Annotated in this window: 15 protein-coding genes; 6 read left to right on the forward strand and 9 right to left on the reverse strand. The window is 67.2% G+C overall.

What is annotated here, in order from left to right:
- Window positions 1-36: 36 nt before the first annotated feature.
- From ACXJLU_RS09720 to ACXJLU_RS09735, 4 genes are all read right to left on the reverse strand, one after another.
- The gene (locus ACXJLU_RS09720) at window positions 37-447 is read right to left on the reverse strand and encodes a hypothetical protein (protein WP_457330296.1); all 411 of its coding nucleotides are present in this window, start codon (window positions 445-447) and stop codon (window positions 37-39) included.
- 79 nt (window positions 448-526) lie between these two features.
- Window positions 527-730: a type II toxin-antitoxin system VapB family antitoxin gene (locus ACXJLU_RS09725; RefSeq protein WP_457330297.1), complete on the reverse strand. Its 204-nt coding sequence runs from the start codon at window positions 728-730 to the stop codon at window positions 527-529.
- A 106-nt stretch (window positions 731-836) separates the two neighbouring features.
- On the reverse strand, window positions 837-1,520 hold the full coding sequence (locus tag ACXJLU_RS09730) for a siderophore-interacting protein (RefSeq protein WP_457330299.1): 684 nt from the start codon (window positions 1,518-1,520) through the stop codon (window positions 837-839).
- Between the two features lie 17 nt (window positions 1,521-1,537).
- Window positions 1,538-2,236, reverse strand: coding sequence for an O-methyltransferase (locus ACXJLU_RS09735; protein WP_457330301.1), 699 nt, complete (start codon window positions 2,234-2,236; stop codon window positions 1,538-1,540).
- A gap of 111 nt (window positions 2,237-2,347) precedes the next feature.
- Here ACXJLU_RS09735 and ACXJLU_RS09740 point away from each other — a divergent pair, with 111 nt between their 5' ends.
- The gene (locus ACXJLU_RS09740; protein ID WP_457330303.1) at window positions 2,348-3,139 is read left to right on the forward strand and encodes an AraC family transcriptional regulator; all 792 of its coding nucleotides are present in this window, start codon (window positions 2,348-2,350) and stop codon (window positions 3,137-3,139) included.
- A 25-nt stretch (window positions 3,140-3,164) separates the two neighbouring features.
- On the opposite strand, the gene ACXJLU_RS09745 is transcribed toward ACXJLU_RS09740, so the two are convergent.
- On the reverse strand, window positions 3,165-3,785 hold the full coding sequence (locus tag ACXJLU_RS09745) for a hypothetical protein (protein ID WP_457330305.1): 621 nt from the start codon (window positions 3,783-3,785) through the stop codon (window positions 3,165-3,167).
- A 46-nt stretch (window positions 3,786-3,831) separates the two neighbouring features.
- Between ACXJLU_RS09745 and ACXJLU_RS09750 the strand changes: the two genes are divergently transcribed.
- On the forward strand, window positions 3,832-4,785 hold the full coding sequence (locus ACXJLU_RS09750; RefSeq protein ID WP_457330307.1) for a helix-turn-helix transcriptional regulator: 954 nt from the start codon (window positions 3,832-3,834) through the stop codon (window positions 4,783-4,785).
- Window positions 4,786-4,818: 33 nt separating this feature from the next.
- The gene (locus ACXJLU_RS09755) at window positions 4,819-5,460 is read left to right on the forward strand and encodes a glutathione S-transferase family protein (protein WP_457330309.1); all 642 of its coding nucleotides are present in this window, start codon (window positions 4,819-4,821) and stop codon (window positions 5,458-5,460) included.
- Window positions 5,461-5,469: 9 nt separating this feature from the next.
- On the opposite strand, the gene ACXJLU_RS09760 is transcribed toward ACXJLU_RS09755, so the two are convergent.
- Window positions 5,470-6,498 (reverse strand): NADP-dependent oxidoreductase, encoded by a 1,029-nt coding sequence (locus ACXJLU_RS09760; RefSeq protein ID WP_457330311.1) that lies wholly within the window; start codon window positions 6,496-6,498, stop codon window positions 5,470-5,472.
- Window positions 6,499-6,574: 76 nt separating this feature from the next.
- Between ACXJLU_RS09760 and ACXJLU_RS09765 the strand changes: the two genes are divergently transcribed.
- Together ACXJLU_RS09765 and ACXJLU_RS09770 are read left to right on the forward strand one after the other, a co-directional pair.
- Window positions 6,575-7,498: a LysR family transcriptional regulator gene (locus ACXJLU_RS09765; RefSeq protein ID WP_457330313.1), complete on the forward strand. Its 924-nt coding sequence runs from the start codon at window positions 6,575-6,577 to the stop codon at window positions 7,496-7,498.
- 214 nt (window positions 7,499-7,712) lie between these two features.
- Window positions 7,713-9,362, forward strand: coding sequence for a lectin (locus tag ACXJLU_RS09770; RefSeq protein WP_457330315.1), 1,650 nt, complete (start codon window positions 7,713-7,715; stop codon window positions 9,360-9,362).
- 136 nt (window positions 9,363-9,498) lie between these two features.
- Here the strand turns inward: ACXJLU_RS09770 and ACXJLU_RS09775 are convergent, their stop codons facing one another.
- The 3 genes from ACXJLU_RS09775 to ACXJLU_RS09785 all read right to left on the reverse strand — a co-directional run bounded on the left by ACXJLU_RS09775 (window position 9,499) and on the right by ACXJLU_RS09785 (window position 12,263).
- Entirely contained in the window at window positions 9,499-10,488 is a 990-nt protein-coding gene (locus ACXJLU_RS09775; RefSeq protein ID WP_457330317.1) for a tripartite tricarboxylate transporter substrate-binding protein, read from the reverse strand.
- 239 nt (window positions 10,489-10,727) lie between these two features.
- Window positions 10,728-11,471, reverse strand: coding sequence for an NADPH-dependent F420 reductase (locus tag ACXJLU_RS09780; RefSeq protein WP_457330319.1), 744 nt, complete (start codon window positions 11,469-11,471; stop codon window positions 10,728-10,730).
- 18 nt (window positions 11,472-11,489) lie between these two features.
- Window positions 11,490-12,263 (reverse strand): SDR family oxidoreductase, encoded by a 774-nt coding sequence (locus tag ACXJLU_RS09785; protein WP_457330374.1) that lies wholly within the window; start codon window positions 12,261-12,263, stop codon window positions 11,490-11,492.
- Between the two features lie 121 nt (window positions 12,264-12,384).
- Here ACXJLU_RS09785 and ACXJLU_RS09790 point away from each other — a divergent pair, with 121 nt between their 5' ends.
- Window positions 12,385-12,963 (forward strand): TetR/AcrR family transcriptional regulator, encoded by a 579-nt coding sequence (locus ACXJLU_RS09790; RefSeq protein WP_457330321.1) that lies wholly within the window; start codon window positions 12,385-12,387, stop codon window positions 12,961-12,963.
- The last annotated feature ends 38 nt before the right edge of the window (window positions 12,964-13,001 follow it).

Consider the following 13,001-nt stretch of genomic DNA (forward strand, 5'->3'; position numbering starts at 1 on the left):
ACGACCCGTCAGCTCAGCGCGCGCAGCGGCGGGAGATCAAATGCGGAAACAGCAGTGCCGAATCGCGATGGGCGGCGCGGTGGTGCGCCGCAGGAACGAAGGCTGCTCAGCGACCGGTTGCGGCGAGGCGAGGAGCGGTTCCAGCGGGAAGAGGATGGTCGAAACGAGCACGACCGCGGGTGTGACCGTCGGCGCCTGGGGCTTGTCCAGCGACGACTTGCCGTCCAGGCAGTGCGCGTGACACAAGGCAGGGTTGCCCGAGTCGGGCTGGGGCTGATCGCATCCAGGCATCGCAGCCATCGATGGCTGATCGACGACCGTGCTTCCCAGGTCGCCGCCGCCTTGCAGAGCGGGGCAGGTGTACGACGCCACGGCCGCCTGCATGAACAGCATGCTGAACAGCGCGATGAGCGCCGTCAGGATGCGGTACGTGCGGGACAGTTTCATGGGCATAGTCTAAGTCGAAGGAGTCACCCCGTCCTTACGCGGAGGGTGGTGCATCACCCAAACCGCTCCGGCAAGGGCTTCACCGGCGGGCACCCTTGCGTTGCCGGGAAATCTCCGGCATGTCCGGCATCGTCGATCCCAGCGCAGAGAGGCGCTTGGCGGCCTGCACCCGCACGAAGGTCTTGATGGCTTCGCGGAACAGGTCGGCCTTGTCCATGTCCGGTTCGGCGACTTCAAGGGCCTCTTGGTACAGCGCGTCGTCGATGGTCACGGTCGTTCGCATGGCATCCTCTCAGCATCAAAAACGATGCCACTCTGAATCAATGATGGCATCCATGCAATCGGATGCGGTGAGCGTCCTGTGATCTGGGGCCTGGTGCCGCCAACGTTCAGTCCAGCCCGGCCTTCCCTGGCGCCCAGTACGCCTTGGTCAGGACGCGGGACGAAGCGACGCCTGAGTCCTTCAGCACGCGGCGCAGGCGCTGGATGGTCGACGCCTTGCCCGTCAGCACGAAGGTCGAGCCGGTGGCATCGAGCGCTGGCAGGCGGCGCTCGATGCCTTCCAGATGCGCGTCGTTCTCCGTGCACTCGAACAACTCCGCCGCGTCGAGATGCAGTCGCGCCATCGCCTCACGGGCAGGCGCCGCGGCTTGCACCTCGAACAGGCAGGGCAGGGTCGCGGCGCTCGGACGGCCAGCGAGCCCGATTGCATGCGCTAGTCCGATCGAAGTCTCGTCGCCGATCAGCACGGGCATGTCGATATTCCCGACATCGAGCGATGCCCGCGGCCCGAACACATCGCACGAATCGCCGGGACGGACATCGCGCACCCAGGCGCTGCCTGGCCCATGCCCGTGCGCCACCCCGAGGATCCGCGTCCGCCCCGCCGAAGCATCCCACTCGATCGGCGTGAAGGTGCGCGCGACGAAGGCCGATCCCATCGAGATCTGCACCTTCTGCCCGGGAACCCACTGAAGGCCCGTGAACTCCGGACTCTCCAGCGTGATCAGCCGGAAGCCCTCGGCGACGGGCTCGACCTCCACCACCCGCGCCTGCTTCATCAGCAAGCGCATCAGCGAACGCCCCCAGCTCATCGGGTGAACACGCTGAACTCGTTGCCCCGCCCCTCGCTGATCGGGATCGGCTGCGAGAGGTAGCCGTTCGCGGGATCGCGCACGTAGGCCAGGTACTCGTTGTCGTGATCGAAGGCGTTCTCCGCGAGGATCGGCGTGCCGGTCTTCAAATGCGGTTCGAGCAGCTTCAGCACCGGCAGGTACAGGCTGAACGCGCCATCGAGCAGCACCAGGTCGACCTCGCCGCCGACATCGGCCAGCGTCTCGCGCGCATCGCCCACGCGGATCTCGACCAGGTCGGCAAGCCCCGCCGCCTCGAGGTTGGCACGTGCGCGCGCGGCCTTGCTCGCTTCCAGCTCGGTGCCGATCAGCTGGCCGCCACCCATGTCGCGCAGCGCCGCGGCCAGGTGGATCGTCGAGACGCCCATCGACGTGCCGAACTCGACGATCCGCGTCGCCTTGCGCGCCCGGGCGCTTTGGTAAAGGAAGCGGCCGTATTCCGGCGCGACGTTCAGGAAGTTGTCGGCGTAGCCGCGGTAGAAGCCGCGCAGGTCGCGGCGCTCTTCGGCGACGTGGTGGGCGATGGTGTCCGCGATCAGCTGTTCGGGATGTGCCGCGTCGGCGAACTGCGCCATCAAGGGCAGGTCGGCCTGCTCCGCTTCGGTGAAGAGGTGCTGCAGCGTCCGGGCGACGCGGCCCGTGCTCAATGAATCCATGGTCTCGTGTGCTCCAAAGGGTGACGGCACATCGTACGGAGGGGCTCTTGCGAGCGCATTGCGCGGCAATGCCAGAATCTTCGGAGATCCTGCCAATCGTCATCGCCCCCCATGCCCCTTCTGAGTGAGCTTGCCGCCGACTGGGCGGACCCGGATCTCGTGCCGCGCCCGGTGCTGAGCATCGGCGCCGTGGCCGAGAGCCCCGGCCAGCGGCACGAGATGGATTTCCACAGCCACCGCAAGGGTGAACTGCTGTTGCTGATGCGCGGGGTGCTGACCTGCGAGGTGGAGGGTGGCTTCTGGATGGTGCCGCCGCAGGGTGCGATCTGGATACCCGGCGGCGTGTCGCACAAGGTGACCGGTGCCGGCGAGATGGAGGGCTACGTCGTCTTCATCGAACCGGAGGCCGCATCGAACCTCCCATCGACCTGCTGCGCGGTGTCGACGACGCCGTTGCTGCGCGAGCTGGTGATCCGCTCCTCGACACTGCCGACGCTCTATGCCGAGGAGGGCATGGACGCCCGCGTGACCACGCTGCTGGTCGATGAGCTCGGTGCGGCACCGACCGGCCACCTGCACCTTCCGATGCCGGTCGATGCGCGCCTGCGCAAGATCGTCGAGATGATCATCGAGGCCCCGGCCGACCGCGGAACGACGCAGACCTGGGCGCAGCGCGCCGGCCTGAGCGAGCGGACGATGGCGCGCCTGCTCGCCAAGGAAACCGGCATGAGCTTCGGCCGCTGGCGCCAGCAACTGCACCTGATGCTGGCGGTGAAATGGCTGGGCATCGGCTCGTCGGTCCAGCAGGTCGCGGACCGGCTGGGCTACGAGAGTTCGGGCAGCTTCGTGACGATGTTCCGCAAGGCGATGGGGACCACGCCGGGGCGGTATGTCGCTGAGTGAGCCCGCGTCACGACGCCCGTAGCGTTCACAGGCCCTGGGGCCCTCGGGGCGGATACACCAGTTCGTCCCGAGCCGGCGAGTACTGCGCGCCATCCTTCGCCGCACGCTGCAGCTCCGCACGGTCGAAGTGGCCGAAGCCGCGATCGATGAGCGTGTCGATCAGGCCCTCCGTCAGCGGCTCGACGGCATCGCGGGACGCGGCGGACGTGAACCGGGCCTGGAACGACGCCGTCGCCACTCTGCACGCTTCACGCAATTCGGCGACAGGCAAGCCCTGAACCGTCCGGTTCCCCACCAGAGGCAAGCCCGTTCGAAAGTGCACCGCATCGCCGTCCAGCCGGTACGTGCCGTGAAACTGCATCGTCACCTGCTCGCCGTGTTCCGCCAGCCCCGACTCGATGCGCTCGCCATGGAAGGCGAGGCACATGCATTCCTGCGTGTGCGGCTCCAGCATCCAGGCATCTCCTTGCGCCGCGAACATCACCATCGGCACGGCGAGCATCTCCGGGCCCGTCACTTCGATGCGATGGCCCCCCTCGGCAGCCAGCGCCTGAAACGCCGCAATCCTGCTGCGCAGCAAGGCCACGCCGTCCTCGGCCTGCTCAGATGGCTCCACCTTCTCGGCGGACGTCGGGATGTGTCGCATGCCGCCAAGCATAAACATCAACTCGATCGGATCGGCACCAAGTCCGATGGATGCCGCACCGAACGGCGGTGCCTCGGACCCTAGACTGGACGCGTTCCAACTCCCGATCCAGGACATGCTTTCAAGCCACACCCCACGCCTGCGCGAGTTGCCGGACGGTGCCGAGCTGGCGCGAAGCCTGCACGTCCGCGTCGGCGTGGGCATCGCGGCCCACGTGCTGCAAGGGCAGGGCCTGGAGATCCTGCGCATGCGCGTGGACCAACCCGCGCTGATCCTCGTCGACCGGGGCATCAAGGCCATCCGCACGGCGCGAGGGGCCTCCGTCCGGGCCATGCCGGGACAGGGCGTGACGCTCGGCGGCAACCAGACCGTCGACTTCACGAACTCGGTGCCGGACGGCACGCACTACGAGGCGCGCTGGCTGTTGTTCGATGACGCACTGTTGGCCGACGCCCACTACCTCGGCTTGGCCTCGCAGGTCGAGCCACCGGGCAAGACGCCGGCGTCGGTGCAGTTGCTGCGGCGGGTTCCCGCGAACCTGGCCGACGCTTTCGATCGAGCCTCTCATGCTTTGGCGCTCGGCGAGCAACTGCCTGACGCCGTGGCGCGCCTGCGCGTGCTGGAGGTGATGCAGTGGCTGCTCGAAGAAGGCATCGTGCTGCGCAGCTCCCCGGTCCATCCGAGCGCCTCGGTCAAGCTGCGCGCGTTGATCGCCGGTCGCCTCGACGAGGCGTGGCCGGCGGGCAGGGTGGCCGGCGACATGGCGCTGTCCGAGGCCACGCTGCGCCGGCGCCTTGCCGCCGAGGGCACGTCGCTGACCGACCTGCTGGCCGATGCCCGGATGGCCACCGCGCTGACGCTGCTGCAGGCCACGACGCAGCCCGTCTCCCAGATCGCGCTCTCGGTGGGCTATGAATCCCCGTCCCGGTTCGCCGTGCGCTTCAGGCATCGCTTCGGCTTTGCGCCCACGGCCGTCCGCGGCCATGACCGCGCGAGCTGACGCTTTCAACCCCTCTCACCTCCACCGACACCCATGCTCACGATCCACCACCTCGGCCATTCCCAATCCGAACGCATCGTCTGGCTCTGCGAAGAGCTGGGCCTGCCTTACGAGCTGCGGCACTACACGCGCGAGCCGGTCTCGCTGCTGTCGCCACCCGAGCTGAAGGCGTTGCACCCGCTCGGCTCGGCGCCGCTGATCCAGGACGGCGATCTGTTGCTGGCCGAATCGGCGGCCATCGTCGAATACCTCATCGTCCAGCACGGCGGTGGCCGCTTCAAGCCCGGACCGGCCCATCCGGACTTCGCGTCCTTCCTCTACTGGTTCCATTTCGCCAACGGCAACCTGCAGCCGGCGATGGTCCGCATGATCTTCCTGCGCCGCCTGAATCTCCCCGCGGACCACCCGGTGCTGGTGGCGCTGCAGGGGCGGCTCGGCCGGGTCTTCGCGCTGGTGGAGGCGCGGCTCGGCGAGGCGGCTTGGTTGGCGGGCAGCGAGTTCAGCGCGGCCGACATCATGAGCGTGGTCTCGCTCACCACGATGCGCCTCTTTCAGCCGGTCGATCTCGCGCCGTATCCGAACATCCGGGGGTACCTGCAGCGCATCGGCGAGCGGCCGGCCTATCGGCGCGCGATGGCCAAGGGCGATCCGGACCTGACGCCGATGCTGAGCTGAGGCATCCCCTCACGCGACCGTCAGCACGATCTTCCCCTGGAGGTGCCCGCGTGCGGCTCGCTCATGGGCCTGTCGCGCCTCCGCCAGCGCGAACCTGCTGTCGATGGCGACGCGAACCGTGCCTGCCTCGAGCAGCTTCCCGAACGCTGCCAGCTGCGAGCCGCTCGAGCGCACCTGCGTCATCGAGACGGTGATGCCCCGCTGCGCGGCCTCTTGCGCATCGGAGAAGCCGATGAACACCGGGAACAGCGCGCCGCCGCGCTTCAGCGTGCGCAGGAAGCGGCCGGTGGTGGGGCCGCCGAGGGTATCGACGACGAGATCGAAGTCGCGCGCCACCTCTTCGGGCGCGCTGCGGGTGTAGTCGATGAACTCGTCCGCCCCGAGCTCGCGCAGGAACGACTCGTGTGCGCCCGAGGCCACCGCGGTGACGTGCGCGCCTTGCCACTTCGCCACTTGCAAGGCCAGGTGCCCCACGCCGCCCGCTGCGCCATTGACGAGCACTTTCTTGCCGTCGAGCGGCACCGGGTGATGACGCTCCGCTTGAAGCGGGTTGGCGTGATCGTGTCCCAGCTCGACCAGGTACTGCCAGGCGGTGAGACCTGCCATCGGCGCCGCGGCAGCGTGCAGGTGGTCGATGCCCACAGGCTTGTGCGCCAGGTCCGCCACCGGCACGGCGACGTACTCGGCATACGCGGCCCCTTCACCCTTGAGGCCGGGGAACCGGACCATGCCGAAGACCTCATCGCCCACCGCGAAGCGATGGCCATCGCCGGCGACGGCCTCGACGACACCCGACACGTCCGTCCCCGGAATGACAGGGAAGGGCACCGCCGGCCGCCACTCCGGAGGCAGGTTCCTGTAGCCCTCGCGCAGGTACCAGTCGGGGGGATTGATGCCCACCGCGTGCACGCGAACCAGCACCTCATCCGGTTTGAGCGCGGGCACCGGGGCGTCCTCGTAGCGCAGCACCTGCGGACCACCGTACTCGTGCAGCCGGATCGCCTTCATCGTCTTCGTCGTCATCGCCATGTCCTTCATCGCGGGTTGTGTGGGAAGGACTGTGGATCCTCGCCATCCGTTTGATAATCCCTGTGCGATTCACATATCAAGTGCCATGACGGAACAAATCAGCCTGGAGCGCCTGACCGGCATCGTCGCGTTTGCGCGTGCGGCGTCGTACGGCAGCTTCACCGCGGCGGCACGCTCGCTGTCGGTGTCGCCGTCGGCCGTCAGCAAGACGATCCAGCGCCTGGAGCAGCAGCTGGGGCTGCGCCTGTTCACGCGGACCACCCGCTCGCTGGTGCTGACGCCGGAGGGGCGCGAGCTGCACGAGCGGGCCCTGGTCCTGCTGCGGGCCGCTGAAGATGTCGTCCAGTCCGCGGCCGCGGTGCGGGCCGAGCCCTCCGGCACGCTGAAGATCGCCGCGCCGCTGCCGATCGGCACGCGCCTGCTCGCGCCGGCGCTGCCGGAGTTCCGGCGCCGCTACCCCAAGCTGAACATCGACCTGCGGTTGAACGACCGCTTCGTCAACCTCGTCGAGGAGGGCATCGACGTGGCGATCCGCGTCGGCCAGCTCGCCGATTCCACGTTGATCTCGCGCCGCTTCGCGCCGAACCGGGTTGGCGCGTACGCGTCGCCGGCCTACCTCGAGGCGCGCGGAACGCCGCGCAAGCCGGAAGACCTGCGCGATCACGACTGCGTGAACTTCCGCTACCAGACCTCGGGGCAGCCGCTGCGCTGGTTGTTCAAGGTCGGCAGCCGCAACATCGAGTTCACGCCCGACGCGGCCATCGTGGTCGATGTCAGCGACGCGGTCGTCGAGGTGCTTGCGGCCGGCGGCGGCATCGGCATGACGGCGTCGTGGATCGCGGCCCCGTATGTGGAGCGAGGGTTGCTGCTGCCCGTGCTCGCCGAGTTCTCGGTCGACCGATCGGCGATCACCGCCGTGTGGCCCGAGAGCCGGCGCGGCAGCCCGAACGTCAAGGCCTTCGTCGCGTTTCTCGAAGAGGTGTTTCCGGGCTCGGCACCGCAGGCGTGATCGGCGCGGCGGATGATTTGGAAACACGGCGTGACGGTACGCAACGGCTCGGAGTGGAACCGTATCCACTTTTTGTCGGGCCCTGTCCTTCCACACGGTGGATCGCCTTGCAGGGAAGCCGGCTACATCAGGTTGCAGCCGATGCAGATGCACACGGCTCGCGACAGGTCGGCTGCCTAGGATGCGCCCCACCGTTCAGAGACCTGGAGCCACCGTGACACTCTCCCGCCGCACTTTCCTGGGGTCCGCCGCTGCCGGCGCGGCCGCCGGCGCCTTGCCGTTCGCCACCGGCGCGGCCCATGCCGCGAGCCCGGTCGGCGACGTGGTCGGCAAGATCACCGTCGGCTACCAGGGCTGGTTCGCCTGCGCGGGCGACGGGGCGCCGATCCGCGGCTGGTGGCACTGGTCCAACGACTGGGGCCGCCCGCCGTCGCCCACCAACAAGGCCATCAGCGCCTGGCCCGACATGCGGGAGTACACCGCCGGCTACCGCAGCGACTACGGCAACCTGAACAACGGCTCGCCCGCCACGCTGTTCTCGTCGTACGACCAAGCGACGGTCAACACGCATTTCCTGTGGATGCAGCAGAACGGCTGCGACACCGCCGCGCTGCAGCGCTTCAACCCGAACGGCGGCGAAGGCGCCACGCGCGATGCGATGGCCACCAAGGTGCGCATCGCCGCCGAGGCGACCGACCGCAAGTTCTACATCATGTACGACGTGAGCGGCTGGACCAACATGCAGCCGGAGATCAAGACCGACTGGCTCAACAAGATGGCGGCGCTGGTCGCCTCGCCGGCCTACGCGCGGCAGAACGGCCGCCCGGTGGTGGGCATCTGGGGCTTCGGCTTCAACGACGACAACCACCCGTGGTCGGCCGCGGCCTGCCTCGAGGTCGTCAACTGGTTCAAGGCCCAGGGCTGCTACGTGATGGGGGGCGTACCGACCTGGTGGCGCAACGGCAACAGCGACTCGCGCGCCGGCTACCTCGACGTGTACCACGCCTTCAACATGATCTCGCCGTGGATGGTGGGGCGCATCGGCGATGCCGCAGGCTCCGACTGGTTCTACACCAATGCCAACCAGCAGGACCAGGCCGATTGCAACGCGCACGGCATCGACTACCAGCCCTGCGTGCTGCCGGGCGACCTGGGCGCGCGCCAGCGGGCCCATGGCGATTTCATGTGGCGCCAGTTCTACAACATGGTGCGGGTCGGCGCGCAGGGCATCTACATCTCGATGTTCGACGAGTACAACGAGGGCAACCAGATCGCGAAGACCGCCGAGACCGCGGCCTTCCTGCCGTCGAACGCCGGCATGCTCGCGCTCGACGAGGACGGCACGCCGTGTTCGTCCGACTACTACCTGCGCCTCACCGCCGACGGCGGCCGGATGCTGAAGCGCCAGATCGCGCTGACGGCCACCCGGCCGACGCCACCGGTGGCCGGCGGCACGACGCCGGTCACCGGCAAGGTCGTCAGCCTGCGCGCGCGGGTCAACAACGCCTATGTGTGTGCCGAGAACGCGGGCGACGGCGCGCTGATCGCCAACCGCGCGGCCATCGGCGGGTGGGAGCAGTTCGATCTGCTGGACGCCGGCGGCGGCAACGTTGCGCTGCGCGCGCATGCGAACGGCAAGCTGGTCACGGCCGAGAACGCCGGCAACTCCCAGCTGATTCCGAACCGCACGGCGATCGGCCTCTGGGAAACCTTCCAGCTGATCCGCAACCCCAACGGCAGCGTCTCGCTGCTGGCGCGGGTCAACAACCGCTACGTCACGGCAGAGAGCGCGGGCGCCGCGCCGCTGATCGCCAACCGCACGGCGATCGGTCCGTGGGAGCAGTTCGACCTGATCGGCGGCTGATTCTTCGCGGCCCCGCGAGCGATCCCACGAGCGGAGGGCATGGACCTTGGTCCCATGGTGTCGCCGCCCGCGTGCCCTCGCGCGTCGGCACGAAGCAGGGCGACACCAGCTCTGGTAGCAGCGTCTGTCGACCAACTCAATCCGCGTAGGCGCCCGCGGCTTGGATGACCTTGGCCCAGCGTGCGACCTCGCCTTCGACAAACTTCTTGTGCGCTGCCGGTTCGAGACGGGCGTCCGACACGACCGTGATCCCCAGCGCTTCCTGGCGCATGATGAGTTCCGGATCCTTGAGTGCCCCGCGCAGCGCTTCGTTCAGCTTACTCAGCACGGGCGCTGGCGTGTTGCGCGGCGCATAGAGCCCGTGCCAGACCGTCACGCTGAAGTCGGTCAGGCCGCCTTCGGCCAGCGTCGGTACGCTGGCCAGTGCAGGCAGCTTCATGCGGTCCTTGCTGGTCACCGCGAACACCTTCACCTTGCCACCTTCGATCTGAGGCACGGCATTGGTGGCCTGCTCGCACATCAGATCGACCGTGCCGCCCATCAGGTCGGTCATGGCCGGGCCCGTGCCCTTGTACGGTACCGTCGTCATCTCCGCCTTCAACGCGCTCTGCAGCATCAGACCGCAGAGATGCGAGGCGGACCCGACGCCCGCATGGGCCAGGTTGACCTTCGTCGGATCGATCGCGATCCACTTGCGGAGGTCGGCAAAGTTCTTCGCCGGCAAGGTCGTGCGGCCGATCAAGGTCGAAGGCGCCTCGTTGATCAGGCCCAGGTAGGCGAAGTCCTCGATGCCCTTGTAGGGCAGCTTGCGGTACAGCGTCGGTGCCGTCGCAAAGCCGATGTGGTGCACCAGCAGGGTGTAGCCGTCGGGCGTTGCTGTCGCTACCTTCGCCGCGCCCAGCGTGCCACCAGCGCCGCCGACGTTCTCGACGATGACGGTCTGGTTCAGCCGCTTGCGCAAGGCTTCGGCCAGGTCGCGCGCGATCTTGTCGCTGGGGCCGCCAGCTGCGAACGGTACGACCAACGTGACCGGCTTCTCCGGGAACTCGGCCCGGACGCTGCCCGCCGCCGCAAGAAGAACCGAGGCCATCGCAAGGCCCCACGTCCGCCGATCGATCTTGTCCATGTCTGTCTCCAAGTGGGCACGCCACTCTGGGCGCTGTGACTCGGATGATCGTCGGTCGGTTTGGAGAATGCCAATGCCTGATTGTCGGATCTGATGCCTTCAAAGCACCGGCACACCGGGGCTGCTTCAGCCTCTCAACCAGTCGTCGATCTGATGGAAGTCGATGCGCAGAGAGCGCACCGGGGGTTCACCTCATGAAGTGCCATCTTGTCCTCGACTCGCGTGGCCCGCTCGTCGCTTCAGTCGTGGAGCGCGCGATTGACGCGCAGGATGTCGTCGTTCGTGATCGTCGACCCGAGTTGCCCCAATCGCTGAAGCGCCAAGTCGCGCAAGCCGGGGGCCTTGTCTTTCACCGCCCGAGCCAGCGCGTCCTTCAGTGCCACGCTGCCTACGATGTCCGTGCAGTACGCGGGGGTCCCGGGCTGCTGGCGCCACGACTCGCCGAGCGTGCCCGCATCGACGCCCTCGAACCCGGCATCGTTGACAAGGCCGATGACGATCTTCTTCGCGTCGGCCTCATCGCCTGCCGCCGGTAGCACGATGCGTCCCGGCGAGCCGGCAGGCTGGCCCTTCGTCGCCAGGCTGTGCGCCAGGATGCTGTTGAACGCCTTCACGACAGGGCGGCCAAGTTGCTCAGCCACCCACTGGCTCTCGGGCATTCCGCTCTCGATGGCTGCCACCGGCTCGTCGCGCATCCCCGGATAGTAGTTTCCGGTGTCGATGACGACCACATGCCTCGGCAGCGTGGCGAAGAGATCCTTCGGCAACTGCGGGATCGCCTTCTCCGGAATGGAGACCACCACCACGTCGGCGCCCTTGACCACGTCTGCCAGCGCAACCGCGGTCGCGTTGGCCTCTCTCGCGATCTCGCGGATGCTTTCCGGCCCGCGCGAATTCGCAAGCGAGACCTGGTGTCCCGCTGCGCTGAACTTGCGAGCGAGGGTGGCACCGATGTCGCCAGCGCCGATGATTCCGATTTTCATGATCATTCCTGTTTCGTCTCAAGCACGATCATTCAACTGCGCGGGGGGTTTGATGGTCGAGAGCATGGTCAGCATATTCCCGTACTCGCCTTTCGCCTCGGCGTTGCGCAGGAACTTGGCGCGCTCCACGACGATTTCTTGCGCCTTCGGAGTGGCTTGCAGGAGAGTCATGGCCTCCGAGAGGAAGTCCTCCAGCGGCATGGCATGTTCGTCCTGCTGCTGGCCCAAGAGCGTTGTCCGAACGCCCGGCGGCGCGATCTCGATCACCTGGACTGAGGTGTCGGCGAGCTGGACGCGCAAACCCTCGGTGAACGAGTGAAGGGCGGCCTTGCTTGCGCTGTACGTCGGCGCGGCGGGAAAGGGGACGAAGCCCAGCGCCGAGGTCACGTTGAGGATGGCTGCGTCGCCCTTCTTCAACAGGTGCGGCAAGAAGGCGTACACCATGCGAATCGCACCAAGCAGGTTGGTCGTTATCGTGTCCTCGGCGATCTGGAGGCCGGCGGAGTCGCGGACATCTTCCCAGTGCATGATGCCGGCGTTGTTGATCAGGACGTTCAGTTCCGGGTAGCGGGCGGCGATCGCCTCGCTTGCGCGGGTGATGGAAGCGCTGTCTGCCACATCGAGCACGACCGCTTCGATTCCCGGGTGGTCGGTCGTGATCCGGTCGAGCAGTTCCTTGCGTCGGCCGGCGACGATCACCTTGTTGCCGGCTTGGTGGAAGCGCAGGGCCAAGCCGAGTCCTATGCCTGAAGTGCCGCCGGTGATCAGGATGGTGTTGCCAGAGATTTTCACGAAGAGCCTTTCAGAGTGTTCCGGTAAAATGCCTAAGCGGACATCTATCCGCTTGTTCTGAAGCATATCGGACAGTTGTCCGCTTAGCAAGCTCGATTCGAGAGGAAGAAGAATGCCGGAGATGGACACGCCCTTGCGTTCTGACGCACTGCAGAATCGCGAGCGCATCCTGAAAGTGGCGGTCGCCGAGTTGACTCATCGCCCCGACGTGGCGCTCAGCGCCATTGCGAAGAAGGCGGGTGTTGGCCAGGCCACGTTCTACCGAAACTTCCCGAGCCGTGAGGCGCTCGTCATCGAGATCTACCGCTACGAGATGGAACAGGTTGCCAATCTGGCGGGCGAATTGCTCCGGACACGCCCACCGGAGCAAGCCTTGCGCGAGTGGATGGACGGTCTTGCCCAGTACGCGGCGACCAAGGCGGGCTTGCCCGACGCGATCCGCCAGGCCGCCAGTGATCGCGCGTGCCCGGGCACATCATCGGGCTACGCTCCCGTGCCTGCTGCCGCCCAACTCCTGCTGGACGCCAACCACAAAGCAGGAACGATCCGTCCGGGAGTGACCGTCGACGACTTCTTTCTGGCTACCGCAGGCATTTGGCAGATCGATCCCCGCGGAGATTGGCAACCACGTCTTGGTCGGCTCATGGACCTCGTCATGGACGGACTGCGCATGGGCGCGCCCGGCATCCAGTTGGCGTGAAGTGCATGACAAAGCGAGGATGCTGGGCCAGCCAATCC

It is taken from the genome of Rhizobacter sp. P5_C2, assembly GCF_054049715.1.

Coding starts and splice junctions, on each gene's coding strand:
- ACXJLU_RS09720 (WP_457330296.1), bottom strand. CDS start 447: ATGAAACTGTCCCGCACGTACCGCATCCTGACGGCGCTCATCGCGCTG.
- ACXJLU_RS09725 (WP_457330297.1), bottom strand. CDS start 730: ATGCGAACGACCGTGACCATCGACGACGCGCTGTACCAAGAGGCCCTT.
- ACXJLU_RS09730 (WP_457330299.1), bottom strand. CDS start 1,520: ATGCGCTTGCTGATGAAGCAGGCGCGGGTGGTGGAGGTCGAGCCCGTC.
- ACXJLU_RS09735 (WP_457330301.1), bottom strand. CDS start 2,236: ATGGATTCATTGAGCACGGGCCGCGTCGCCCGGACGCTGCAGCACCTC.
- ACXJLU_RS09740 (WP_457330303.1), top strand. CDS start 2,348: ATGCCCCTTCTGAGTGAGCTTGCCGCCGACTGGGCGGACCCGGATCTC.
- ACXJLU_RS09745 (WP_457330305.1), bottom strand. CDS start 3,785: ATGCGACACATCCCGACGTCCGCCGAGAAGGTGGAGCCATCTGAGCAG.
- ACXJLU_RS09750 (WP_457330307.1), top strand. CDS start 3,832: ATGGATGCCGCACCGAACGGCGGTGCCTCGGACCCTAGACTGGACGCG.
- ACXJLU_RS09755 (WP_457330309.1), top strand. CDS start 4,819: ATGCTCACGATCCACCACCTCGGCCATTCCCAATCCGAACGCATCGTC.
- ACXJLU_RS09760 (WP_457330311.1), bottom strand. CDS start 6,498: ATGAAGGACATGGCGATGACGACGAAGACGATGAAGGCGATCCGGCTG.
- ACXJLU_RS09765 (WP_457330313.1), top strand. CDS start 6,575: ATGACGGAACAAATCAGCCTGGAGCGCCTGACCGGCATCGTCGCGTTT.
- ACXJLU_RS09775 (WP_457330317.1), bottom strand. CDS start 10,488: ATGGACAAGATCGATCGGCGGACGTGGGGCCTTGCGATGGCCTCGGTT.
- ACXJLU_RS09780 (WP_457330319.1), bottom strand. CDS start 11,471: ATGAAAATCGGAATCATCGGCGCTGGCGACATCGGTGCCACCCTCGCT.
- ACXJLU_RS09790 (WP_457330321.1), top strand. CDS start 12,385: ATGGACACGCCCTTGCGTTCTGACGCACTGCAGAATCGCGAGCGCATC.